We start from the raw sequence: 23684 nt of genomic DNA, 5'->3' as shown, positions 1-23684 counted from the left end.
GGGAAGAGTGGACGGCAGCTTGGCTCCTACACGTGCTCAAGGGCACCGCGATTAGACAGCTTGCCGTCCACCCCTCTCACCCCAGACTTTAGCCTGATGGAAGACACAAGCGGATTTATCCGCGATCTGCCGCAACGCGGCAGCAAATCAGGCGACGCGTTCACTGAGCTAAACCGCCTCAGCATTTATCGCCAGCAAGCTGGCTCCTACAGACCCTGTAGGAGCCAGCTTGCTGGCGATCATCCGAGGCTACACGGCCGTCAGAACTTGTAACCCACACCCACCATGTACACCCACGGATCGATATCCACGTCCACTTTGGTCTTGCCGACGCTTAGCGCGGAAGGGCCATCCACCGACGCCTTGGTGTCGATATCGACGTACCACACCGATGCGTTGAGCAGGATATTGTCGGTGAGCATGTAGTCCATGCCCACTTGGCCGGCCAGGCCTACCGAATCCTTGAGTTTGAGGTCGCTGAAGCCTTGGTCCTTGCGGGTGCCGGTCAGGTCGGTGTCGAAGAAGGTCGTGTAGTTGATACCTACTCCGGCGTAAGGCTGAAACCGGGAGGAGGGCTCCATCGGGTAGTACTGCAGCGACAGGGTTGGCGGCAGTTGCTTCACATCGGCCAGTTTGCCATCCAGACCCGGCCCCAGACCCTTGACCGAAATGGTGTGGCTGAAAGGCGTGGCTGCCAGCAACTCGATGCCGACATGTTCGGTGAGCATGTAGGCGAAGGTCAGCCCCAACTGATTTTCGCCATCGGCGGTGGCCTTGGTACCCGATACGCGGGTGCCGTCGAGCTTCACTTCGCCGCTGTCCTCGTTCGGTTCGACATGGGCGACGCCCGCGCGCACGATGAAATCGCCCGGCTGGTAGGCATGGGCGGCCGCGGGGGCGGCAATTGCGAGCGCAAGCACGGAGGCGCGAAGCAGGTACGAGTTCATGGGGGCTCCAAATGATGATCCAGAAAAATTCTGGATCCATGTTAAAGCCCGCTTTTCGATGCAACCTTGATACAGCTCAATGAATAGCCGGTAACCCGCGTTCTATCAGGACTCCGGCAGTTCGTAGATCAGAATCTTGTCGGCCTGCATCTGATAACCCGCTTCGGCCAGTTCACTGCTGGACGGTTTGACCTGCATCGGCCCTTCGATCCAGTAGGGCTGATACAGCTCGTCGACCTTCACGCCCAGCTCGCTGGTGCCATGCACGATCTGATTCGACGGCGGAGGCGGCACGTGGATGCAGGCGCCGAAATACGGCACCAGCAGGAAGTCCGTCACCCGGCCTTCCTCGCTGACTTCCAACGGTACGATGTAGCCCGGCAGTCGTACCTGTTTGCCGTCCAGCGCCTTGACCACGGGCGCGTGGGGCGAAGCCTGCTTCGCGGCAGGGGCCGACTCCATTGCCAGCGCGTCGGACAGCTTCGACAGATCATGGATCGGCGCCGTCGCCGGCGCGACAACCGGCGCATCGGGCGGGATCATGTCTTCCCAGGTCAGCACCCGCGGCTCCGCCGCCCACAGGGAAGGGCTGAAGGCGAGCGACAGAAGCAACATCAGGTGCCGCATAGTGAAACCCCTCATAAACGAATCGACAAACCGTCGGCCAGGGACTGTCGATACGCGCGCCATGCCGGCACGATACCCATCACCAGAGCCGCTGCGAGAATACCGCCCAGCAGCGTCCATTCATATTGGCTCGGTGCGGACAGGGCCAGATACAGACCATAGCTGTTCTGCACATAGTCCTGGGCCGCGAAGATTCCCACGTAGAGCAGGACCAGGCCGCTGACCACGCCGGCCAGCGCCAGGGCGAAGGCCTCCAGGACCAGCAGACTTGCGATATGCCAGGGCCGCGCGCCCACCGAGCGCAGAATCGCCATCTCACGGCGCCGCTCGTTGAGGCTGGTCAGAATGGCGGTCAACATGCCGATCAGGCCGGTGAGCACGACGAACAGCGATATCACGAACAGCGCCTTTTCGGCCGTGCCCATCAGGCTCCATAGCTCCTGAAGCGCCACGCCGGGCAAAATCGCCAGCATTGGCTCGCCTCGGAACTCGTTGATCTCGCGCTGCAGGCTGAAGATGGAAATCTTGCTGTTCAAGCCCAGCATGAAGGCGGTGATCGCCTTGGGTTGCAAATCCATGTTGCGGGCCTGATCGGCGGAGATTCGCTCGCTGCCGCGGGCCGGCGCGCCGTTATGCCAGTCGATATGGATTGCTTCCATGCCGCCCAGGCTGATGTGCAGAGTCCGGTCGACCGGAGTGCCGGTGGGCTTGAGGATGCCGACCACGGTAAATGGCTTGTCGTCATGCTTGACCAGACTGATGGCCGCCACGCCATGTGCCAGCACCAGCTTGTCGCCCAGCTTGTAGTGCAGCGCCTTGGCGACCTCGGAGCCGAGCACGACTTCGAACGGATCCGTCTGGAACGGCCGGCCTTGCGCCAGCTCCAGCGGCTGCTGGCGGCCGAACCGGTAATGATCGAAATAAGCGCCGCTGGTGCCCATGACCCGATAGCCCCGATGGGAATCGCCCAGGGAAATCGGGATGGCCCATTTCACCTGCTTGTCCTCGGCGAAATGCTCGTAGCTGTCCCAGCGAATGTTGTTGGTGGCGTTGCCGATGCGAAACACTGAGTACAGCAACAGGTTGACGGAGCCGGAGCGCGCGCCGACGATCAGGTCGGTACCGCTGATGGTGCTGGCGAAGCTGTTCCGCGCTTCAGTACGGACCCGCTCCACGGCCAGCAGCAGGCACACCGAGAGGGCGATGGCGAAGGCGGTGAGGAATGCCGTGAAGCGGCGGTTGGACAAACTGGCCAGGGCCAGACGAAACAGATACATCTCAGATCTCCACGGCGACGGCGGCACGATTGAGTTCGGCCAGCGACAGATGGCGGTCGAACAGTGGAGCCAGGCTCTGGTCATGACTGACGAACAGCAGGCTGGCGCCCGCGTCGCGACATTCCGTGAACAGCAACTGGATGAAGGCTTCGCGGGTATCGGCATCGAGAGCCGAGGTCGGCTCGTCGGCAATGACCAGCTCGGGCTGGCCGATCAGCGCCCGCGCGGCAGCGACCCGTTGCTGTTGGCCGATCGAAAGCGAGTCGGCGCGGCGCTCAAGCAAGGCCGCGTCTTTCAGGCCCAGGTGTGCAAGCAAAGCAGTCGTGGCTTGTTCGACGCTGCCATGGCGCTGCTTCGCGCGCTCGCTGCGGACCCGGGAAAAATGGCAAGGCAGTTCCACGTTTTCCCGAACCGACAGGAAGGGCAGCAGGTTGAACTGCTGGAAGATGTAGCCGGTGTGATCGACCCGAAACCGGTCGCGGGCGCTGGCGGACAGTTGCGAAAGATCCTGGCCCAGAAGGCGGATACTGCCCTGGGCGGGTTGCTGCACGCCGCCCAGAAGACCCAACAGGGTCGTTTTGCCGCTGCCGCTCGGTCCCTTGAGAAACAGGGTCTCACCCGCTTGCAGGTGAAAGCGCGGGATATCCAGCAGCAGCGGATGTCCCGGCCAGTTGAAGGTCAGATCCGAGAGTTCGATCAGAGGGTGGGTCATGGGGCGGTCCATTGAAAGCAGACGACCGGGCCAGGCCCGGTCGATGGATAACGTGGCGCAATCAGAATTTGACTGAAGGATTCGCCGCGATGACTTCCGCACCCGACTGGCCGCCCGGCGAGATCAGCTGGACCTGGAGCTTTTTGGTGTCGGGAAAGGTTTTGAAAATATTCGACAGATCCAGCTTCTTGAGAACGGCCGGCGCATCGCAGACGAAGGCATAGCGCCCATGGATCTCGCTGTGTTCGTGATCATGCTCTTCGGCCTTGGCATGGTCCTGGTGCTCATCCTTGTCGCCGAACAGCGGGCTGGACAACTTGACCGACGTCGCCGAGCAGTTCGCGCCGTCGGGAATGTTGAACAGCGCGTTGGGCTTGAGCAGCAGTTCTCGCGCCTGAGCCACCTTGGCCTTGTCTTCGGCGGACGTTGCTTCGTGCTCGAAACCCACGATATTCATGGCCGGACTGTCGAACTGCAGCTCCAGCGTCTTGCCTTCCAGCACCACATCCAGCCTGCCGACACCATGCTCGTGAGCGCCCAGGCTCGCGTGCTCCTCGCCGTGCGCATGGTCGTGATCATGATGATGTTCCGCCGCATGAGCGACCAGGGGCAAAAGGGCGAAGGGCAGGGCGAGAAGCAGATGACGCATGACGTACTCCGAAAGTAATCCGAGGGCTGTTATGTAATCTTATAACAGCTCATGGTTCGAAGTGATGGCTTTTTTATTTTCGTTCAGCTTGTGTTCCTGCAACGGCAGCTGGTCGGCCTGGAGCTTGCGCGTCCGGTCACAACCCCTACGCTGGAAAAGGAACCCAAGCATGCAGGCGCGGGTTTAACCCTGGAGCTTCAACGCGTCGCGTACGCACATCAAGGATGAACGACCATGAGCAACGATCATAGAAACGTGCATAGAAACGTGGAAACCTTGCGTGTCTTGTACCAGGACCTGACCCGAATCGATGAATTCGCAGACCCGGCCATCGTTCTGCACAAGGCTGATCGCGGCGCGGGCGGTGGCTTGTCGATGGCGATTGGTAAACGCGCCGTGCGCAATCACGAACTGGAACTCGTCGAGCGCGCCCATCAGACCCTCCAGATGGAAGTCCATGAAATCGTCGCCAATGATGATTTCGGCACCGTCCTCGGGACCCTTCACGCCACCTGCGAAGGCCAGACCATCGGCATGCCGTTCTGCGGCGTCTGGCGTTTTCAGGATGGCAAGGTGATCGAGCATTGGGAGCACGCCTTCGATGCCAGGGTGCTGGGCGGTTTCCTGATGGGCGACCCGACGCGGGCAGTTCGCTGGATCGGTCGCTAGACGTGGGCTTGGCGGCCGTCCTGTGGGAGCATGTGCACCTGAGTATTTGCAGGTGAAAGACATGTTGCGTATTCGTGGAACGGTAGGCCAATGGCCCGTGGACCTGACCCTGGAGCTGGATGACGAGGATTGGGCAAAGCTGGGTGCGCAGATCCAGCCGATGGTCGAGCCGGCGGCGCCCGCTACGCCCGAAGCCCGGCCCGCCAGCCAGGATGATAAAACCTGGCAGGCGGCGCTCGATATCCTTCGCGCGGCGGGACAGACCAGCGGCCCGCAATTGCTGGATCAGCTATCGGCGTTGAGCGGCAGTACCGCGGCCGGCAAGCGCCTGCTGGTACGCATGCGCCACAGCGCCCAGGTCAAGGTCGACAGCGGAGCCGATGCTCCGCTGTACAGCTGGGTGGGATAGGCGCTTTCAGTACAGCGCGGCGAACAGCTTGCGGCGGTAAGTGGTCACCAGTGGGTGATCGTTACCCAGCAGATCGAACACCTGCAGCAGGGTCTTGTGTGGCAAGCCGTCGGACCAGGCGCGATTGCGTGCGAACAGCTTGAGCAGCGCATCCAGGGCCGTGTCGTACTGCTGACGAGACAGTTGCAGCACTGCCAGTTGATAAACGGCTTCGTCATCCTGCGGGTTCTGGGCAAGGCGCGACTTGAGTTCGGCCGCTTCCGGCAGCGCCGCCGCCTGAGCCAGGAAAGTCAGTTGCGCACGGGCGCCGGCCAGTTCGGACTTGTGGGCGTCGCTCTTCACCGCATCCAGCACGGTGCCGGCTTCGCTCAGTTCGCCACGCTCCGCCAGGCAGCGCGCATATAGAATCAGCGCGGTGGCGTTGGTGTTGTCTTCGCCCAGCACATGCTTGAGCACCGTCTCGGCATCGGCAAAACGGCTGTCGGCAAACAACTGCTGGGCCTGTTTGAGCGGGTCGGCCGCAGGAGGCGGCGGCATCACGACATGCTGCTCCAGCAGCTTGCGAATTTCCGACTCCGGTTGTGCACCGGCAAAGCCATCCACCGGCTGGCCGTCCTTGAACAGCACCACGGTTGGAAGACTGCGGATGCCGAACCGCGCGACGATATCCTGCTCGACATCGCAATTGACCTTCGCCAGCAGCAGCTCGCCCTGATAGCTCTCGGTGATCTGCTGCAGCAAGGGCATCAGCACTTTGCACGGCGCGCACCACTCCGCCCAGAAGTCCACCAGCACAGGCTGATCGAACGACTTCTCGATCACCTGCTGATCGAAAGTCGCGGAAGTTGCGTCGAAAATGTAAGCGGTATCCTGGCTCATTGCGTTTCTCGCACAATCTGAATAGCGCCAATCATAAATGTCGCCGGGCATTGCTGAAAGCGCAGCCTGATGTTCCGCATGCGCCGGCTCTGTGGGAAGGACTGCATCGCCAGCAAGCTGGCTCCTACGACACGAATGACCTGCGCCCCAAATATTTGCGGCGCAGGTCACGAAACTCGTAGGAGCCAGCTTGCTGGCGATAGGAGGCGCTTACAGCCGGGAGGCGTAATACAGGCTCACATCGCGAAATTCATGAGGCTCGGCCAGGTCAGGCAAGGTAAGCGCATGCAGCATCCCCAGTCGCCGGTACGCCGGGTGCTGGAAATCGCGGACTCTGGAATCGGCCACCAGTGCTTGCTTGCCGCGGCTCAAGAACTGATCCAGCAGCGGCAGATTGGCCCGGTCATACAACACATCCGCAACCAGAATCAGGTCAAAACGATCGGCCTCGGCAAAGAAGTCCCGGGAGTAGCCCAGTTCCACGCCATTGAGCCGGGCATTGGCCTGGCATGCGGCGATTGCCAGCGGATCGAGATCGCAGGCCACCACCTCAATGGCGCCAGCCTTGCACGCCGCGATACCCGCCACGCCCGAGCCGGCGCCGAAATCCAGCACCTGCTTGCCCTTTACCCATTGCGGTTGCTCGATGAGAAAGCGCGCTACCGCCAGGCCGCTTGCCCAGCAGAACCCCCAGTAAGGCGGTTCGTCGAGAATACGCCGCGTTTCCTCGGGGCTGAACGCCCGGTCCATGTTATCGGCGTCGATCAACCACAGCCGCAGATCGGTATCCGGCAAGGGCGTGGCGACCAGGCGTGCGTCTCCCAGCAAAGCGTTCAGCGCATTTTGCAGCTGTGGTGGAGCGGTCACGGCGTGGCGACGAACTGCAACGGACCCAGCACCTGAGTAGTGGCCTGCTGGATGCGCATGGAGGGCAGATGCAGGATCAGCTGACCAGACTTGATGGCGCGTCCGCGCAGTTCGACCTGCCCCATTGCCGGGAATGCTTCGGGATTGAAGCGCAACTGGAACGGCAGCGACTGGCCGTTACCTTGCAGCGTGGTGCTGGTCAGCAGCTTCTGCGGACGTCCGCGCTCGTCCACGACCAGCATTGCCATTTCCACTTCGGTGCCGGCGGGAATGCCGAGCAACTGGCCGCTCAGCTCGCGCTGGTACGGCTGTAACGGGCCGGGGCCGGCCGGGACCTTGAGCACCGGAGCGACGGGTTTCGGCGTCGCCGGCTGGGGTGCTTCGTTGCTGCTGCAAGCGGCCAGCAGGCCGAGCATGCTCAGCAAAATCAGGGGGCGTAGCGTCATGAAAGCTCCACAGGACAAAAATCGAAAGGCTAAGTGACGCTGCGACGTGCGCGGCTGCCCGGTCAGGGCAATTTCATATCACATCCATGGGCGTTATATACCGTAAACCCCAAGTCTTGTCTTGCGGGCGGGATGCGCTACCATGACGCTCCTTCTCAGTTTGTTGCCTGCCACCATGCACTGTCCGTTCTGCGGTGCCAATGACACCAAAGTCATCGACTCTCGCCTCGTCGCCGAAGGCGAACAGGTTCGCCGCCGTCGCGAATGCCTGGCGTGCGTCGAGCGCTTCACCACGTTCGAAACCGCCGAGCTGGTCATGCCCCGCCTGATCAAGCAGGACGGCAGTCGCCAGCCGTTCGACGAAGAAAAACTGCGCGCCGGCATGCAGCGCGCGCTGGAGAAACGTCCTGTGAGCGTCGAACGCCTGGAAGCCGCGCTGGTGCACATCAAGCACAAGCTGCGCGCCACTGGCGAACGCGAGGTCAAATCCCTGGTGGTGGGGGAGCTGGTCATGGCCGAATTGCAGAAGCTCGATGAGGTGGCTTACATCCGCTTCGCCTCGGTGTACCGGCGTTTTCAGGATCTCAACGAATTCCGGGAAGAAATCGAGCGACTGGCGCGCGAGCCGGGCAAGGAATGAACGGCGTGTCGACTGAACAAAGCGCTCTGGATATCCAGTACATGGCCCGGGCGCTGGAGCTGGCGCGCAAGGGCATTTATTCCGCTCACCCCAATCCCAGGGTCGGCTGCGTCATCGTTCGCAACGGGCAGATCGTCGGCGAAGGCTGGCATGCCCGAGCGGGCGAGCCGCATGCCGAAGTTCATGCGCTGCGCCAGGCCGGCGACAAGGCGCGCGGCGCCACGGCTTATGTCACCCTTGAACCTTGCAGCCACCATGGACGCACGCCGCCTTGTGCCGATGCGCTGGTGAACGCCGGTGTAGGCCGCGTGGTCGCCGCCATGCAGGACCCCAATCCCGAAGTCGCCGGTCGCGGCCTGCTGCGCCTCGTGGCCGCCGGGATTACTACGCAAAGTGGCGTGCTCGAAGCCGAGGCGAGGGCCTTGAACAAAGGTTTCCTCAAACGCATGGAAAAAGGCCTGCCGTACGTGCGGGTCAAACTGGCGATGAGCCTGGACGGGCGCACGGCGATGGCCAGCGGCGAGAGCCAGTGGATCACCGGCCCCGAAGCGCGCTCCGCCGTGCAGCGCCTGCGGGCTCAATCCAGTGTCGTATTGACCGGCGCCGACACGGTACTGACCGACAAGGCGCGGCTGACGGTGCGCCCGGATGAGCTGGGCCTGAGCGCGGAGCTTACGGCGCTTGCCTCGTTGCGTCCGCCGCTGCGCGTACTGATCGATGGCCGCCTGCGGGTGCCGCTCGACGCACCCTTCTTTCAGGCCGGCCCGGCGCTGGTCGCCACGCTCGCCGCGGCTTCCGCCCGCAGCCGCTATCAGGAAGAAGGACACGAAATCCTCGCCATGACCGACAGTTCGGCGCATGTGGACCTGCACAAGCTGCTGGGCGAACTCGCGGCGCGCGGCGTCAACGATGTGCTGGTCGAAGCCGGGCCACGTCTGGCCGGGGCCTTCACCCGCCAGGGGCTGGTAGACGAGTTTCAGATCTTCATCGCCGGCAAGCTGCTCGGGTCTTCGGCGCGGCCGCTGCTCGACTTGCCATTGACGCAGATGAGCGAGGCACTGGAGCTGAACATCGTAGAAATGCGTGCCGTGGGCAATGACTGGCGAGTCACTGCGCTCCCTGTTTACGCTCCCGGCGTATAATTCCCGGCTTTCGCCTGGCGAAGGCTCTGTTCTCCTGGAGGACCCATGTTTACCGGCATTATCGAATCCATCGGCAGCATCCGCGCACTAACCCCCAAAGGCGGCGATGTCCGTGTCCACGTCGCCACCGGCAAGCTCGACCTGAGCGATGTAAAGCTGGGCGACAGTATCGCGGTCAACGGCGTGTGCCTGACTGCGGTGGAGTTGCCCGGTGATGGTTTCTGGGCAGACGTCAGTCGCGAGACGCTGGATGTGACGGCGTTCGTCGACCTGAAAGTCGGCAGCCGCGTCAATCTGGAAAAGGCCTTGACCCCGACCACGCGCCTGGGCGGGCACCTGGTCAGCGGCCATGTCGACGGTGTCGGCGAAGTCCTGTCCCGCCAAGAGAACGCGCGCGCCATTCAATTCCGCGTACGCGCGCCGCGTGAGCTTGCCAAGTACATCTCCCACAAGGGGTCGATCACGGTCGACGGCACCAGCCTGACCGTGAACGCCGTCGACGGCGCCGAGTTCGAGCTGACCATCGTGCCCCACACCCTGGCCGAAACCATCATGGCTGATTACAGCCCCGGCCGTAAGGTCAACCTGGAGGTCGACCTGCTGGCGCGCTATCTGGAGCGTCTGCTGCTGGGCGACAAGGCGGCCGAGCCGACCAAGGGCGGGATCACCGAAAGCTTTCTGGCCGAGAACGGCTACCTCAAATCCTGAATTGAAGGGGGTGCCGAGTGGCGCTCAACACTGTCGAAGAACTGGTTGAAGACATCCGCCAGGGCAAGATGGTCATCCTCATGGATGACGAAGACCGCGAGAACGAAGGCGACCTGATCATGGCCGCCGAATGCGTGAAGGCCGAGCACATCAACTTTATGGCGCGCTACGCCCGGGGCCTGATCTGCATGCCGATGACCCGCGAGCGGTGCGAAACCCTGAAGCTGCCTCTGATGGCGCCGCGCAACGGTTCGGGTTTCGGCACCAAGTTCACCGTGTCCATCGAAGCCGCCGAGGGCGTGACCACCGGCATTTCCGCAGCAGACCGCGCGCGTACCGTTCAGGCCGCCGCGGCCCGGGATGCGAAGGCCGAAGACATCGTCAGCCCAGGCCACATCTTTCCATTGATGGCGCAGGCCGGCGGCACTCTGGCGCGCGCTGGCCATACCGAAGCCGCGTGCGATCTGGCGCGCATGGCCGGTTTCGAGCCCAGCGGTGTCATCTGCGAAGTGATGAACGATGATGGCACCATGTCCCGGCGCGCCGAACTCGAGGCGTTCGCGCTCGAACATGGCATCAAGATCGGCACCATCGCCGACCTGATTCACTACCGGATGATCCACGAACGTACCGTTCAGCGGATTGCCGAGCAGCCTCTGGACAGCGAACTGGGTCATTTCAACCTGGTGACCTACCGCGATTCGGTGGAAGGCGACGTTCACCTGGCCCTCACGCTTGGCACCATCAGCGGCGACCAGCCGACCCTGGTCCGAGTGCACAATATGGACCCGCTGCGCGATCTGCTGATGGTCAACCAGCCCGGTCGCTGGAGCCTGCGGGCCGCGATGAGCGCGGTTTCCGAGGCGGGCAGCGGCGTGGTGCTGTTGCTGGGCCATCCGCTGGACGGCGATGCCGTGCTGGCGCATATCCGCGAAACCACCGGTCAGTTGCCGGCCAAAACGCCGACCACTTACAGCACGGTCGGCGCCGGTTCGCAGATTCTGCGCGACCTGGGTGTGCGCAAGATGCGCCTGATGAGTTCGCCGATGAAGTTCAATGCGATATCCGGTTTCGATCTGGAAGTTGTAGAATACGTGCCCTCCGAATGAATACCGGCGGACAAGCCGCGCGAACGCCTCGTTTCGCAGGCCTGTCCGGCAGTCGAGATTCGTGGCTAAACTCCCTCAAAGTCCGCCGATACGGCGGGCTTGCTCTTTATACGAGACTCACCGAATGCCCTTGAAGACCATCGAAGGTACTTTCATCGCCCCCCAGGGCCGTTACGCCCTGGTTGTCGGCCGTTTCAACAGCTTCGTCGTGGAAAGCCTGGTAAGCGGTGCGGTCGACGCGCTGGTACGCCATGGCGTCAATGAAAACGACATCACCATCATCCGCGCGCCGGGTGCGTTCGAGATCCCGCTGGTGGTGCAGAAGGTCGCCGAGCGCAAGGAATTCGACGCCATCGTCGCGCTGGGCGCGGTAATCCGCGGCGGCACTCCACACTTCGAATACGTGGCCGGTGAGTGCGTCAAAGGTCTGTCCCACGTTTCCATGCAGTTCGGCGTTCCGGTCGCTTTCGGCGTGCTGACCGTCGACACTATCGAGCAGGCCATCGAGCGCTCCGGCACCAAGGCCGGCAACAAGGGCGCCGAGGCTGCACTGTCCGCTCTCGAAATGGTCAGTCTGCTGTCGCAGCTGGAGGCCAAGTGATTTCCGACGATAGCGATCAGTTCAACCCGCGCGAACCCAAATCGCCCGAGGCCGCCAAGGGCAAGAGCGCCAAGCGCCGCGAAGCGCGTCAGCTGGCGACCCAGGCCCTTTACCAGTGGCAGATGGCGGGTCACTCGCTGAACGAGATCGAAGCGCAATTCCGCGTCGATAACGATTTCAGCAACGTCGACGGTGCCTACTTCCGTGAGCTGTTGCACGGCGTTGCCACCAGCAAGACCGAAATCGACGTCGCCCTGGCACCTTGCCTGGATCTGACCATCGACGAGCTGGACCCGGTCGAACTGGCAGTGCTGCGTCTGTCGACCTTCGAGTTGCTCAAGCGTATCGACGTGCCTTATCGCGTGGTGATCAACGAAGGTATCGAGCTGGCGAAGGTCTACGGTTCCACCGACGGTCACAAGTTCGTCAATGGCGTGCTCGACAAGCTGGCTCCGCGTTTGCGTGAAGTCGAAGTGAAGGCCAACAAGCGCTGATTGGCGCTGTCGCTGGCCATGGGTGAGTTCGAGCTGATCCGCAAGTACTTCGCCGCTGCGTCCTGCGCGCAGGTCGGCGGAGACGTTGCGCTGGGCATCGGCGACGATTGTGCGCTGCTGGCACTGCCGGCTGGCGAACAGCTGGCGATTTCCACCGACACGCTGGTTGCCGGCGTGCACTTCCCGGAAGTCTGCGATCCGTTTCTGCTGGCGCAACGCGCGCTGGCTGTGTCCGCCAGCGATCTGGCGGCCATGGGCGCTCGTCCCGTAGCCTTCACGCTCGCCCTGACGCTTGCGGATGTCGACGCCGACTGGCTGGAAGCCTTCGCCCGGGGGCTCAATCGCATGGCGCAGGCCTGCGAGCTGCGGTTGATCGGCGGCGATACGACCCGTGGACCGCTCAGCATGACCTTGACGGTGTTCGGTGCCGTGCCTTCCGGCCAGGCCCTGACGCGCAGCGGCGCGAGGGACGGCGATCTGTTGTGCGTCGGCGGCAATCTGGGCGAGGGCGCAGGCGCGCTGTCCCTGGTGCTCGGACAGCGCAACACCGAACCTTCGGTCGCCGATTACCTGCTGGGGCGTTACTGGTCGCCCCAACCTCAACTGGCCCTCGGGCAAGCGCTGGTGGGCAAGGCCACTGCGGCGCTGGATATTTCCGATGGTCTGCTGGCCGATTGCGGACATATCGCCAAGGCATCAGGGGTCCGGCTCCTGATCGAGCGCGACCGGCTACCACTGTCCACGCAACTGCTCACGCTGTTCGAGGCGCAAGCCGCGCAGCAGGCCGCATTGAGTGGTGGCGACGATTATGTACTGGCTTTCACCCTTCGCCCGCAAGTACTGACCGGACTGATGGATGCGGGCTGGCCGGTGCATGTCATCGGCCGGGTAATGGCCGGGGAGGGCGTCACGCTGATCGATGCGTCAGGCAGCGACGTCACGCCCGCCGTGCGCGGTTATCAGCATTTCGGGAGCAGGCAGTGAAAGACGATCCCAAGCCGGTTTCGGCCGAATTCGTTCCGCCGTCAGTCTGGACCAATCCCTGGCATTTCATGGCGTTCGGCTTCGGTTCCGGCACCTTGCCCAAGGCGCCTGGAACCTGGGGCTCGCTGGTCGCGCTGCCGTTCATCCCGCTCTGGCAAATGATGCCGGACTGGGGCTACTGGCTGATGCTTGGGCTGACGATGCTGTTCGGTTTCTGGCTGTGCGGCAGGGTCGCCGACGATCTCGGCGTGCATGACCACGAAGGTATCGTCTGGGACGAAATGGTCGGCATGTGGATAACCTTGTGGCTGGTTCCCGAGGGCTGGCCCTGGCTGATCGTCGGTTTTCTGGTCTTCCGCTTTTTCGATATTCTCAAACCCTGGCCGATACGCTGGGTCGACCGCCATCTTCACGGTGGCTTCGGCATCATGCTGGACGACGTTCTGGCCGGCGTACTGGCCTGGATCGCCATGCAGGGCCTGGTCTGGGTCTGGGTTCGATCATCGATTTTCGCTATCTGACTGCTTAGTATTCCGGCTAAGCGTCTGTAGGACGCTGCTGTTACAATGCAGCCCTTGTCCGTTTTCATACTGATCAGGAGCACACGGTGCCCGTTGCATTTGTCGCCGCTTCCAAGCTGCCTACCCCTTTTGCACAATTCACCATGCATGGCTTTCTCGAGTCGGCCACCGGGCGTGAACACGTCGTTCTGAGTCTGGGTGATATCGCGGATGGCGCTCCGGTCCTCGGTCGGGTGCATTCCGAGTGTCTGACAGGCGATGCCTTGTTCAGCCAGCGCTGCGATTGCGGTTCGCAACTGGAAGCCGCGTTGCGCGCCATTGCCACTGAAGGGCGGGGCGTATTGCTTTATCTGCGACAGGAAGGTCGGGGCATCGGCCTGATGAACAAGATTCGGGCCTATGAGCTACAGGATGGCGGCGCCGATACGGTCGAGGCCAACGAGCGGCTGGGCTTCGCAGCCGATCAGCGCGACTACGCGATCTGTCTGCCGATGCTGCAACACCTGGGTGTCGAGTCGCTGCGGTTGATGACCAACAACCCGCGCAAGGTGAAGGCTTTGACCGATATGGGCATCAAGGTTGCCGAGCGGGTCCCTCTGCATACCGGTCAGAACCCGCACAACAAACTGTATCTCGCCACCAAGGCCGGCAAGCTTGGGCACATGATGGGCAACGAGCATCAGAGCGAAGTCGATCCCGTCTGATCGCGAAGCGGGCAGCTCCAGGAGCTGCCCGCTAGCACTTCCTTAGCCGATCAGCGCCAGACGCTCGCTGATCGCCGCCTCTATACCCGCCGCGTCCAGGCCGCACTCGGCCAGCATCTGCGCGGGCTTTGCGTGTTCCACGTAGATATCCGGCAAGCCCAGGTGCAGCACTGACTTGAGAATATTCTCTCGGGCGAGGAATTCGCTGACTGCCGCGCCGGCGCCACCCATGATGGCGTTTTCTTCGACAGTGACCAGCAGTTCGTGATTGGCTGCCGCGTCGCGTACCAGTGCCTCGTCCAGCGGTTTCACGAAGCGCATGTCGATGACGGTCGCATCCAGTTTGTCCGCCACGACCAGCGCATCGGCCAGCTGCACGCCGAACACCAGAATCGCAACGCCCTGGCCCTCGCGGCGTACGACGCCCTTGCCGATCTCCAGCGGTTCGAGGTTGTCCTCGATAGTCGCGTTCGGACCGGTGCCGCGTGGATAGCGCACGGCGGCGGGGCCGGTATGCAGATACCCCGTGCTGAGCATCTTGCGCAATTCGTTCTCGTCGCTCGGGGTCATGATGACCATGCCGGGGATGCAGCGCAGATACGAAAGGTCGAAGCTGCCGGCATGGGTCGGACCGTCTTCGCCCACTAGGCCGGCACGGTCGATGGCGAACAGCACGTCGAGGTTCTGCACCGCGACGTCATGCACCAATTGGTCATAACCGCGTTGCAGGAACGTGGAGTAGATCGCCACGACCGGCTTGCTGCCTTCGCACGCCATGCCCGCCGCCAGAGTGACGGCATGCTGTTCGGCGATGGCAACGTCGAAATAGCGGTCCGGATAGCGTTCGCTGAATGCAACCAGGTCCGAGCCTTCCTTCATGGCCGGCGTGATGCCGACCAGTCGCGAATCGGCTTTTGCCATGTCGCACAGCCATTGGCCGAACACTGCGGAGTATTTGGGACCACCGGCCTGACGCGGCGCGGAGACGGGTGCGTCGAGCGGTTCGAGCTTGGTGATGGCGTGATAGCCGATCGGGTCGACCTCGGCGGGCGCGAAGCCCTTGCCCTTTTTGGTCACGACATGCAGGAACTGCGGTCCCTTGAGGTCGCGCATGTTACGCAGGGTCGCGATCAGCGTCGGCAGGTCATGACCGTCGATCGGGCCGATGTAATTCCAGCCCAGCTCCTCGAACAAGGTGCCGGGCACCAGCATGCCCTTTGCGTATTCTTCTGTGCGGCGAGCGATTTCCCAGGCACCGGGCAGGCGCGACAACACCTTCTTGCTGCCTTCGCGCATGCTGCTGTAAGTGCGGCTGGAAAGAATCTTCGCCAGGTAGTTCGACAGTCCGCCGACATTCCGGGAGATCGACATGTCGTTGTCGTTGAGGATCACCAGCATGTCGGCCGCGACTTCCGGCGCATGGTTGAGCGCCTCGAAAGCCATGCCTGCCGTCAGCGCGCCGTCGCCGATCACAGCGATCGACTTGCGCTCGCTACCCTGCAGCCGCGCGGCGATCGCCATGCCCAGCGCGGCACTGATCGAGGTGCTGGAGTGGCCGACGCCAAAGGTGTCGTATTCGCTTTCGCTGCGACGCGGGAAGGCGGCCACGCCGTCCTTCTGGCGCAAGGTCGGCATGCGCTCGCGACGACCGGTGAGGATCTTGTGCGGGTAGGCTTGATGGCCGACGTCCCACACCAGACGGTCGTCCGGTGTGTCGAAGACGTAGTGCAGCGCGATGGTCAGCTCGATCACGCCAAGGCCGGCGCCGAAATGTCCCCCGGTCTGGCCGACGGAGTAGAGGAGCTCCAGGCGCAATTCATCGGCCAGGGTTTCCAGCTCGGCTTCGCCCAGGCGGCGCAGCCCGTCCGGCGTATTGGCGCGGTCGAGCAACGGCGTAAGCGGGCGCTCGCGGGGAATCTCTTTGAACGTCGTGGGCATCAGGCGAATCGTTATAAGTAAAAGAGGCGGCAGTTTACCTTATGCATCGCAAGCTGCCCATGAACTGCGACCTGCGTGTCGCAGGTCGCGATGCGTAGTAACACTCTGACCGATCTGATCCTGGTTGATTCATCCGGCCTCAAAGTTCGTTCAGTTGCGTCGCTCGACAATATAGTGGGCCAGCTGGCGCAGCGGTTCGGCTGCCTCACCGAAGGTGCCGAGCGCTTGCAGAGCCTGGTCACGCAACTCCAGCGCATACGCCTTGGCGGCGTCCAGTCCCAGCAACGCCGGATAAGTCGGCTTGTCACGCGCGATATCTGCGCCCTGGCGCTTGCCCAGCGTAGCCGTATCGCTTTCTACATCGAGAATATCGTCCTGCACCTGGAATGCCAGGCCCACGGCGCGGGCGTATGTCTGCAACGCATCCAGGCTGGCGGCACTCGAACGGCCGCTCGCCAGTGCGCCGAGCCGCACGCTGGCTTCGATCAGCGCGCCGGTCTTGTGCCGGTGCATGTATTCGAGAGCGGTCTGATCCAGTTTGAGGCCTACCGAGCCCAGGTCGATAGCCTGACCGCCGACCATGCCGGCCGGTCCGGCGGCATGTGCCAGCGCCTGCACCATCGACAGACGCGTGGCTGCATCCTGGGTCGTCAGCGCGGGATCGAGCAGGGCAGTGAACGCCAGGCTCTGCAAGCCGTCGCCGGCCAGGATCGCACAGGCTTCATCGAATGCTTTATGGGTGGTGGGCTGGCCGCGACGCAGGTCGTCATCGTCCATGGCTGGCAGGTCGTCGTGAACCAGCGAGTAGGCGTGGATCAGTTCCACCGCGCAGGCCGCGCCGTTGGCGTCCTTGGCGACGCCGCCCAGTGCTTCGCATGCCGCATAGGCGAGCAGTGGGCGAACACGCTTGCCGCCGTTCATGACGCTGTAGCGCATCGCTTCATAGAGCCGCGCCAGTTCCGGACCGGGTGCTGTGAACAAACCTTCGAGCGCTGCGTTGACCCGCGCCTGGCTCTGGGCCTGATAGCTCGCGATCATTCGGGTTGTTCCGCGTCGAAGGGTTCTTCGGCCAGTTCGCCATCGCGTTCCAGCAGAACCTGAACCTTCTGTTCTGCCTGAGCCAGTGCGCTTTGACAATCGCGCGTCAAACGCACGCCTTGCTCGAAGGCGGTAAGGGAGTCTTCCAGAGACAGTTCGCCGTTCTCCAGTCGTTCCACCAGTACTTGCAGATCGGCGAGGGACTGTTCGAAATCCAGTGCAGCTTTCTTGCGGGCCATGGCGCAATTCCGGTAGAGACTAAACCGCGCGACACTAGCAGAGGCGGGGCTCTGGAGCAAACCGCCGTCAGATCCCGGCAGCCGCGGCGAAGCCTGCCCGCAGATCGGCGATCAGGTCATCCGGGCTCTCCAGGCCTATCTGCAGACGCAGCATCGGCCCGAAGGCATTCACCGCGCCGTGATGAAAGACCTCGCTGATCAGACTTTCGAATCCGCCCCAGGAATAACCTATCCCGAACAGCTTCAATGCGCCGACGAAGCGGTCGAGCACCTCCCGCTCGGTTGACTTGAATTCGAAGCTCAACAAGCCGTTGCAGCCATGGAAATCACGCTTCCAGATTGCGTGCCCTGGATCTCCCGGCAACGCCGGATAGAAAACCCGCGCAACCTGATCCTGGTCTTGCAGCCATTCGGCGACCTGCAGCGCGTGGCGTTCATGCATCGCCATCCGGGCGGCAAGGCTTCGGGCGCCGCGCAGCACCAGATAGGCGTCGTCCGGGCTGACCGTGTTGCCGACCGCGGTGTTCATGGTCTTGAGCGTCTGCCAGTGAGCCTCGGTCGTGCTGACGCTGCCCATCATCACATCGGAATGACCGGCAACGTACTTGGTGAGCGCCATCAGCGATATGTCCGCGCCCAGTTCGAGAGGCTTGAACAGCACGCCCGAACCCCAGGAGTTATCCACAGCCAGCAGCAGTCCTCGCGCTTTGCACAGGCGCGACAGCGCCGGCAGGTCACAGAATGCGTAAGTCAGCGAGCCAGGCACTTCGGCGTAGATCATGCGTGTGTTGGGCTTGATAGACGATTCGACGTCGCTGCCGTCCGGCGCGTAGAAATCGTATTCGATATCGAAGGCCGTCAGCATGGTATGCGCCAGTCGTCGCACCGGGCCATATACCGAGTCGGTGATCAGCACATGATCGCCGGGCCTCAGGAAAGCCTGAAACATCTGCGCGATGGCCGCCAGACCGGTTGCATACAGACAGGTGCCGTGAGCGCCTTCCAGCTCGGTGATCAGATCCTGCAAGGCAAACGCGGTGGGGTTGCCGTTGGCCCCATATGTCAATGAGCGCTCGGGGCCCGCCGTACGAACTTCCGCCTCCCGCAGGCTGGCAAGGCTGTCGAACAACACCGTGCTGACCCGCACCACCGGCGGGTTGACGGACAAGCCCGGCCCGCTGCTTGCGCTACGCCCCCGCTGCGAGAGTGCGGTATGAGCGCGAGGGTCTTTGTCGTGCGGCATGTGTGGCTCCGATGGCGGTGGCAGACGGTCTAGCGTAAGCGATCCGGGCGCGGATTACTCGGACAGGGTGTTCAGGGCGTAGAACTCGTGCAGTTTGGCCTGCAGCAGTTGCTTGTCCGGCAAGCGGGTCTGGTATTCGGCGATCAGTGCCGGCGACAGCGAGCGGTTGAGCGCATACTCGACCACCTCGTCCTCTTTGCTGGCACACAGGAGCACCCCGATGGCCGGGTTTTCATGCGGCTTGCGCTCGTTGCGATCCAGGGCTTCGAGGTAGAAGTCCAGCTTGCCCAGATACTCGGGCTCGAAACGGCCGACCTTGAGTTCGATGGCGATCAGGCAGTTGAGCCCTCGATGGAAAAACAACAGGTCCAGGGCGAAATCCCGGCTGCCCACCTGGATCGGATACTCCGAGCCGATAAAGCAGAAATCCCGTCCGAGCTCGTTGAGGAATTCCTTGAGGCGCTGCAGCAGGCCGCGATGCAGATCCGCTTCGGCGTGGCCGGAGGGCAGCCCGAGAAATTCCACGACGTAGGCGTCGCGAAAAACGTCCAGAGCATCTGGTCTTGTTTGCTTGAGTGCTGTGGAAGCCTTGGCCGGTTGGGTAACCGTGCGCTCGAACAGGGCGGTCTTGAATTGGCGTTCCAGGTCGCGGCTTGACCATTTTTCCTGTATCGCCGTGCGTAGATAGAACTCGCGCTCTTCCGGCCGTTTGCTCTGGCTGAAGATGATCAGGTGGTGGGTCCAGGGTAATTGTGTCAGCAGTGCCGACACTTTTTCGTCACCTTGGTAAGTCTCGTAGAACTGTCGCATCCTGAATAAATTGCGCTTGTTGAAGCCCCGCAACCCCGGCTGAGTCTGAGCCAGATGCTCCGCCAGCTGGCTGACCACGGCGTCGCCCCATTCGGCCAGCTCGATCTTGCGGCTGATATAAGCGCCGACTTGCCAGTACAGCTGGATCAGATGCGTATTGACCGTCTGCAAGGTCTGGCGGCGAGCTTCATGAATCATCGCGATCACTTCATCGAAGCGGTTACCGGCACTGGTGGCAGGGATTCCTTGGGTCATGTCTTGCGCGTCCTTGGCTGGAAGAGGGCGCCAGTTTACGTGTCAGCCGCGACGCAGATGCGGTAACTATGTATCGCGCGGCTGCATTACAGGGCTCTGATGGACATGAATTTTTACGGTTCGCGCATTTCCGCCGCCACAGTGTCAATGCCACCCTTTGTCCAAATGTGCCAATTTCCATCCATCTGGATACATCCGGTAAAAATACGCTGATATCATCTGCGCCTGAGAATCAGTCGTATCGGCATGGAGGCCGTCCAAATTAATACTAATAAACGGGTATTCATCTCATGGCTGCGCCATTCCCTTCGCGACCCACGCTGCTCGCGATCTGCTGTTCTCTGAGTCTCGCCGCGCACGCAGCGCCGCCGGTCGTGGAGCTTGGAGCCACTGACGTTTCCGCCGATGCGCTCAAGCCCAATCCCCACGCGCTGCCAGTCGAATTCGCCGGCGGTCAGGTTGCCCGTGGCTCGCAGATGGGTGTTCTGGGTAATCAGGACAATATGGACGTGCCCTTCACCGCGACCAGCTATACCTCGAAACTGATCGAGGATCAGCAGGCCGAGGACGTCGGTGACGTGCTGCTCAACGATCCGTCGGTACGCCAGTCGTTCGGCTTCGGCAATCAGGCGCAGGTCTTCGTGATCCGGGGTTTGCCGCTCAATAGCGATGACATTTCCTACAACGGTCTGTATGGCGTCCTGCCACGGCAGATCATTTCCACCGACGCCGTCGAGCGTGTGGAAGTCTTCAAGGGGCCGAATGCCTTTATCAACGGTGTCAGCCCGACCGGTTCCGGGCTGGGCGGCAGCGTCAACCTGCAACCCAAGCGCGCCGGAGACGTGCCGACGCGTCGCTACACGCAGGAGATCACCACTGACGGTCGTATCGGCGAGCATCTGGACATCGGTCAGCGTTTTGGCGAAGACAACCGTTTCGGCGCGCGGCTCAACCTCAGCCAGCGCGAAGGCGAAACCGCCATCGACGATCAGGATCAGCGGACCAAACTGTTCGTCGCCGGCCTAGACTATCGTGGCGATGGCTTCCGTGCTTCGACCGATTTCGGTTATCAGAAGCAGCGTCTGAACCATCTGCGCAACTCGGTACGGCTTGGTCCCGCATTCAGCACCCCAGTGCTTGCCGCTGGCGTAAGCATTCCAAATGCGCCCGACGCGAGTAAGAACTACGGACAGGATTGGACATATACCGAAACCGAAGACACCTTTGGCATGGCCCGTGGCGAATGGGACCTGAACGAGAACTGGACCGCTTACCTTGCCGGAGGTGCCAAGCACGCCCATGAAACCGGTGTCTATGGCACGCCAGTCCTGGCTAATGGCAGCGGTCAGGCGAGTATCGGTGGCTCCCAGATTGCGCATAATGAGGACAACGTCACTTTCAGCGCGGGATTAAATGGTCGTCTGCAAACCGGCCCGGTCAGCCATCAGATCAGCATCGGCGGCTCGACCATCTGGACCGAGCAGGAGAACGCTTATGTGTTCTATTCCGGGGGCAGTACTAACATCCATAACCCGGTCAAGTTGCCAGCACCAACTAACGAAACCAGCACCGGCGGTGAAATGGGAGATCCGGGCATTACGGGCAAGACCCGCAATCGCAGTCTGGCAATTTCCGACACCCTTGGCTTTTTCGATGATTCGTTGTTGATCACCGCTGGTTTGCGTCGTCAGCAGCTGCGTGTGGAAGGTTATAGTTACGACGGTGCTACCCGGTCCGGCAGACCTTTGGATCCGTACCCTGACGGCAGTCGTACTGCGCTTTACGACGAATCCATCACCACCCCGGTGTACGGCATCGTGTACAAACCGACCGAATCCATCTCGCTGTACGCCAACCGCATTGAAGGCTTGGCCAAAGGCGATACCGCCCCCGCTGATGCCGTCAACAGAGGTCAGGTTTTTGCGCCGGGTCGCACCAAGCAACTGGAGGCCGGTATCAAACTGGATATGCAGTCCTTCGGCGCCAATCTTGGGGTCTTCCGGATCGAAAAGCCTACCGACGGTTATCTCGGCGGCAACGATGTTTTCGTACGTGACGGTGAGCAGATCAACAAAGGCGTCGAGCTGAGCGTTTTCGGCGAACCTGTCGAAGGCCTGCGCTTGATGGCGGGCGGCACTCGCATGACCTCTGAACTCAAAGGCACTCAGGGTGGAGCCAACGATGGCAACCATGCCGTCGGCGTGCCGACCTTCCAGCTCAACGCTTCGGTCGACTGGGATGTGCCGGGAATGGAAGGCCTCGCCCTGAACGCGCGCATGCTGCGCACCGGTGGTCAATACGCGGATCCAGCCAACAGGCTTAGCCTGCCCACCTGGAACCGCTTCGACGCCGGCGCCCGCTACAAGCTCAAACTCGCCGAGAACGACCTGACCCTGCGGGTCAACGTCGAAAACATCAGTGACAAGAACTACTGGGCCTCGGCCAACGGCGGCTATCTGACTCAAGGCGAACCGCGTCTGGTGAAGTTCTCGGGGACCATCGACTTTTAAACGTTTATCGCCAGCAAGACGGATCGCCGCCCGCTGGCTACGGGCTCTTGTGGGAGGGACCTTGGTCGCGACAGCCGTTGCGCGGTGTGACTGATACGCCGCGTCGTCTGCATCGCCAGCAAGACGAATCGCCGCCCGCTGGCTCCTACGCAGGGTATAACCCGTAGGAGCCAGCTTGCTGGCGATACCTTCACGTATCAGACGGGCTCTGAAAATCAAAAAGCCGGCTTGTGGCCGGCTTCTCAAGGACGATCTTGATTTATTTTTGGTAAACCGCAATCGCCTTTAACAGGTGCGTCCTCAGGGAACGCTGAAAAAGGGCAGGACGAGCGGATCGTTCGCCGTGCGGGCATCGTCGCGGGGCGTCGATGCCGGGGTGCGGTAGAGGATACTGGGGTTTGTCCGTGATGCCCAGCCTTGAAGCGCTTTGTAACATTTCGGTATCACTTCAACGCAGCAACGGATTGTTGCGCCTTTGACTGAAAGTCGACCACCAGAATACCCAGCCGAGGATTTTCAGGTGTTGCTGTTCTATCTCTTGAGCAGTGAATAATTCATCCGGATACTCGCCGGGGTTGTGACTGCGCAACCGCAAGCCGCCGTTGGGCAAGCGATAGAGATAGCGTACCCGAAGGATGCCGCCGTGTTCGAGGGCGTATACCTCGCCGTCGATCACTTGAGTCTGGTTGCGGTCCACGCCCAGTAGCGAGCCGTCCTGGATCTTGTCGGCCATGCTGCCGCCGACCATCACCACGCACAGGCAATCTTTCGGATCGATCCCCATCGCCTGCAATGACTGCAAAGGCAGCCGGATTTTCTGACCAGGCGCTTCGGTCAGCACCGTCTTGCCTGAACCGGGGGTGGACGCGGCTTCCTTGAAAATCTGGATTTCCGCATCACCACGCAGCGAACCGCGTCCCTGGGATGATGCGGCCCGGGTGTCGCCGCCGGTAATTTCGTTGGCAGGGTCGGTGGGATGTTTGGGACCTTCGCCGGTGCGCAGCCAGCGGGCGTTGACGGTCAATAGCTCAGCCACTTCATCGAGCCGCGCCATGGGCACGCCGCGCTTGAACCAATTGTTCACATGCTGGGGCGTGATCTTGCGGTTGGCGGCAAAATCCGTAGCGCTGAGATGGCACTCCCGCAGGAGGATACGTAGTCGATCACCTGATGTATTCATGAAGCGGATATTACGAAGACCACAGCCGCGTTTAAATGAACGAGGTGTTCAAGGCGGCGCTATCCCTGATCTGCGATGGCTAATGC

General features: G+C 61.9%; 26 protein-coding genes. 12 read left to right on the top strand and 14 right to left on the bottom strand.

What is annotated here, in order from left to right; genetic code table 11:
• Positions 1–260: 260 nt before the first annotated feature.
• The 5 genes from TRP66_RS11335 to TRP66_RS11315 all read right to left on the bottom strand — a co-directional run bounded on the left by TRP66_RS11335 (position 261) and on the right by TRP66_RS11315 (position 4212).
• The gene (locus TRP66_RS11335) at positions 261–947 is read right to left on the bottom strand and encodes an OmpW/AlkL family protein (protein WP_333401744.1); all 687 of its coding nucleotides are present in this window, start codon (positions 945–947) and stop codon (positions 261–263) included.
• Between the two features lie 105 nt (positions 948–1052).
• On the bottom strand, positions 1053–1589 hold the full coding sequence (locus TRP66_RS11330) for a DUF3299 domain-containing protein (protein ID WP_442965189.1): 537 nt from the start codon (positions 1587–1589) through the stop codon (positions 1053–1055).
• Positions 1586–2851: an ABC transporter permease gene (locus TRP66_RS11325; protein WP_333401742.1), complete on the bottom strand. Its 1266-nt coding sequence runs from the start codon at positions 2849–2851 to the stop codon at positions 1586–1588. Before TRP66_RS11325 ends, TRP66_RS11330 begins: the two co-directional genes overlap by 4 nt.
• Before the next feature lies 1 nt (position 2852).
• Positions 2853–3563: an ABC transporter ATP-binding protein gene (locus tag TRP66_RS11320; RefSeq protein WP_333401741.1), complete on the bottom strand. Its 711-nt coding sequence runs from the start codon at positions 3561–3563 to the stop codon at positions 2853–2855.
• A gap of 61 nt (positions 3564–3624) precedes the next feature.
• A complete protein-coding gene (locus TRP66_RS11315; RefSeq protein WP_333401740.1) occupies positions 3625–4212 on the bottom strand; it encodes a DUF2796 domain-containing protein in 588 nt (195 codons plus the stop codon).
• 234 nt (positions 4213–4446) lie between these two features.
• Here TRP66_RS11315 and TRP66_RS11310 point away from each other — a divergent pair, with 234 nt between their 5' ends.
• Positions 4447–4881, top strand: a complete 435-nt coding sequence (locus TRP66_RS11310; RefSeq protein ID WP_333401739.1) for a nuclear transport factor 2 family protein — start codon at positions 4447–4449, stop codon at positions 4879–4881.
• 61 nt (positions 4882–4942) lie between these two features.
• Positions 4943–5290: a hypothetical protein gene (locus TRP66_RS11305; protein WP_333401738.1), complete on the top strand. Its 348-nt coding sequence runs from the start codon at positions 4943–4945 to the stop codon at positions 5288–5290.
• 6 nt (positions 5291–5296) lie between these two features.
• On the opposite strand, the gene trxA is transcribed toward TRP66_RS11305, so the two are convergent.
• The 3 genes from trxA to TRP66_RS11290 all read right to left on the bottom strand — a co-directional run bounded on the left by trxA (position 5297) and on the right by TRP66_RS11290 (position 7482).
• A complete protein-coding gene (gene trxA, locus TRP66_RS11300; RefSeq protein ID WP_333401737.1) occupies positions 5297–6169 on the bottom strand; it encodes a thioredoxin in 873 nt (290 codons plus the stop codon).
• 210 nt (positions 6170–6379) lie between these two features.
• Positions 6380–7036 carry a class I SAM-dependent methyltransferase gene (locus tag TRP66_RS11295; RefSeq protein ID WP_333401736.1) on the bottom strand — a complete coding sequence of 219 codons (657 nt, stop codon included), beginning with the start codon at positions 7034–7036 and terminating at the stop codon, positions 6380–6382.
• Positions 7033–7482, bottom strand: coding sequence for a hypothetical protein (locus tag TRP66_RS11290; protein WP_333401735.1), 450 nt, complete (start codon positions 7480–7482; stop codon positions 7033–7035). The genes TRP66_RS11295 and TRP66_RS11290 overlap by 4 nt, the downstream gene beginning before the upstream one ends.
• Before the next feature lie 175 nt (positions 7483–7657).
• Between TRP66_RS11290 and nrdR the strand changes: the two genes are divergently transcribed.
• From nrdR to ribA, 9 genes are all read left to right on the top strand, one after another.
• Positions 7658–8122, top strand: a complete 465-nt coding sequence (gene nrdR / locus TRP66_RS11285; RefSeq protein WP_333401766.1) for a transcriptional regulator NrdR — start codon at positions 7658–7660, stop codon at positions 8120–8122.
• Positions 8119–9264, top strand: coding sequence for a bifunctional diaminohydroxyphosphoribosylaminopyrimidine deaminase/5-amino-6-(5-phosphoribosylamino)uracil reductase RibD (gene ribD / locus TRP66_RS11280; RefSeq protein ID WP_333401734.1), 1146 nt, complete (start codon positions 8119–8121; stop codon positions 9262–9264). Before nrdR ends, ribD begins: the two co-directional genes overlap by 4 nt.
• 45 nt (positions 9265–9309) lie before the next feature.
• Complete coding sequence (locus tag TRP66_RS11275) at positions 9310–9972, top strand: riboflavin synthase (protein WP_333401733.1); 663 nt, start codon at positions 9310–9312, stop codon at positions 9970–9972.
• Between the two features lie 17 nt (positions 9973–9989).
• A complete protein-coding gene (gene ribBA, locus TRP66_RS11270) occupies positions 9990–11081 on the top strand; it encodes a bifunctional 3,4-dihydroxy-2-butanone-4-phosphate synthase/GTP cyclohydrolase II (RefSeq protein WP_333401732.1) in 1092 nt (363 codons plus the stop codon).
• Positions 11082–11205: 124 nt separating this feature from the next.
• A complete protein-coding gene (gene ribH, locus TRP66_RS11265) occupies positions 11206–11682 on the top strand; it encodes a 6,7-dimethyl-8-ribityllumazine synthase (RefSeq protein WP_333401731.1) in 477 nt (158 codons plus the stop codon).
• Positions 11679–12176: a transcription antitermination factor NusB gene (gene nusB, locus TRP66_RS11260; protein ID WP_333401730.1), complete on the top strand. Its 498-nt coding sequence runs from the start codon at positions 11679–11681 to the stop codon at positions 12174–12176. The genes ribH and nusB overlap by 4 nt, the downstream gene beginning before the upstream one ends.
• 18 nt (positions 12177–12194) lie before the next feature.
• Entirely contained in the window at positions 12195–13160 is a 966-nt protein-coding gene (gene thiL, locus TRP66_RS11255) for a thiamine-phosphate kinase (protein ID WP_333401765.1), read from the top strand.
• A complete protein-coding gene (locus TRP66_RS11250; protein ID WP_333401729.1) occupies positions 13157–13681 on the top strand; it encodes a phosphatidylglycerophosphatase A family protein in 525 nt (174 codons plus the stop codon). The genes thiL and TRP66_RS11250 overlap by 4 nt, the downstream gene beginning before the upstream one ends.
• 86 nt (positions 13682–13767) lie before the next feature.
• Positions 13768–14385, top strand: a complete 618-nt coding sequence (gene ribA / locus TRP66_RS11245) for a GTP cyclohydrolase II (protein WP_333401728.1) — start codon at positions 13768–13770, stop codon at positions 14383–14385.
• Positions 14386–14427: 42 nt separating this feature from the next.
• Here ribA and dxs read toward each other — a convergent pair whose 3' ends face one another.
• The 5 genes from dxs to TRP66_RS11220 all read right to left on the bottom strand — a co-directional run bounded on the left by dxs (position 14428) and on the right by TRP66_RS11220 (position 19908).
• Positions 14428–16323: a 1-deoxy-D-xylulose-5-phosphate synthase gene (gene dxs, locus TRP66_RS11240; RefSeq protein ID WP_333401727.1), complete on the bottom strand. Its 1896-nt coding sequence runs from the start codon at positions 16321–16323 to the stop codon at positions 14428–14430.
• A gap of 150 nt (positions 16324–16473) precedes the next feature.
• Entirely contained in the window at positions 16474–17361 is an 888-nt protein-coding gene (locus tag TRP66_RS11235; protein ID WP_333401726.1) for a polyprenyl synthetase family protein, read from the bottom strand.
• Positions 17358–17600 carry an exodeoxyribonuclease VII small subunit gene (locus TRP66_RS11230; RefSeq protein ID WP_333401725.1) on the bottom strand — a complete coding sequence of 81 codons (243 nt, stop codon included), beginning with the start codon at positions 17598–17600 and terminating at the stop codon, positions 17358–17360. The genes TRP66_RS11235 and TRP66_RS11230 overlap by 4 nt, the downstream gene beginning before the upstream one ends.
• Before the next feature lie 67 nt (positions 17601–17667).
• Complete coding sequence (metC, locus tag TRP66_RS11225; protein WP_333401724.1) at positions 17668–18843, bottom strand: cystathionine beta-lyase; 1176 nt, start codon at positions 18841–18843, stop codon at positions 17668–17670.
• A gap of 54 nt (positions 18844–18897) precedes the next feature.
• A complete protein-coding gene (locus TRP66_RS11220) occupies positions 18898–19908 on the bottom strand; it encodes a PDDEXK nuclease domain-containing protein (RefSeq protein WP_333401723.1) in 1011 nt (336 codons plus the stop codon).
• Positions 19909–20198: 290 nt separating this feature from the next.
• On the opposite strand from TRP66_RS11220, the gene TRP66_RS11215 reads away from it, so the two are divergent.
• Positions 20199–22418 (top strand): TonB-dependent receptor, encoded by a 2220-nt coding sequence (locus TRP66_RS11215; RefSeq protein WP_333401722.1) that lies wholly within the window; start codon positions 20199–20201, stop codon positions 22416–22418.
• A gap of 448 nt (positions 22419–22866) precedes the next feature.
• On the opposite strand, the gene TRP66_RS11210 is transcribed toward TRP66_RS11215, so the two are convergent.
• On the bottom strand, positions 22867–23598 hold the full coding sequence (locus TRP66_RS11210; protein ID WP_333401721.1) for a LexA family transcriptional regulator: 732 nt from the start codon (positions 23596–23598) through the stop codon (positions 22867–22869).
• Positions 23599–23684: the final 86 nt, after the last annotated feature.

The organism is Pseudomonas sp. JDS28PS106 (genome assembly GCF_036706555.1).
In the GTDB taxonomy this organism is placed as follows: Bacteria; Pseudomonadota; Gammaproteobacteria; order Pseudomonadales; family Pseudomonadaceae; genus Aquipseudomonas.
This window is presented reverse-complemented; position numbering and strand designations above follow the sequence as displayed.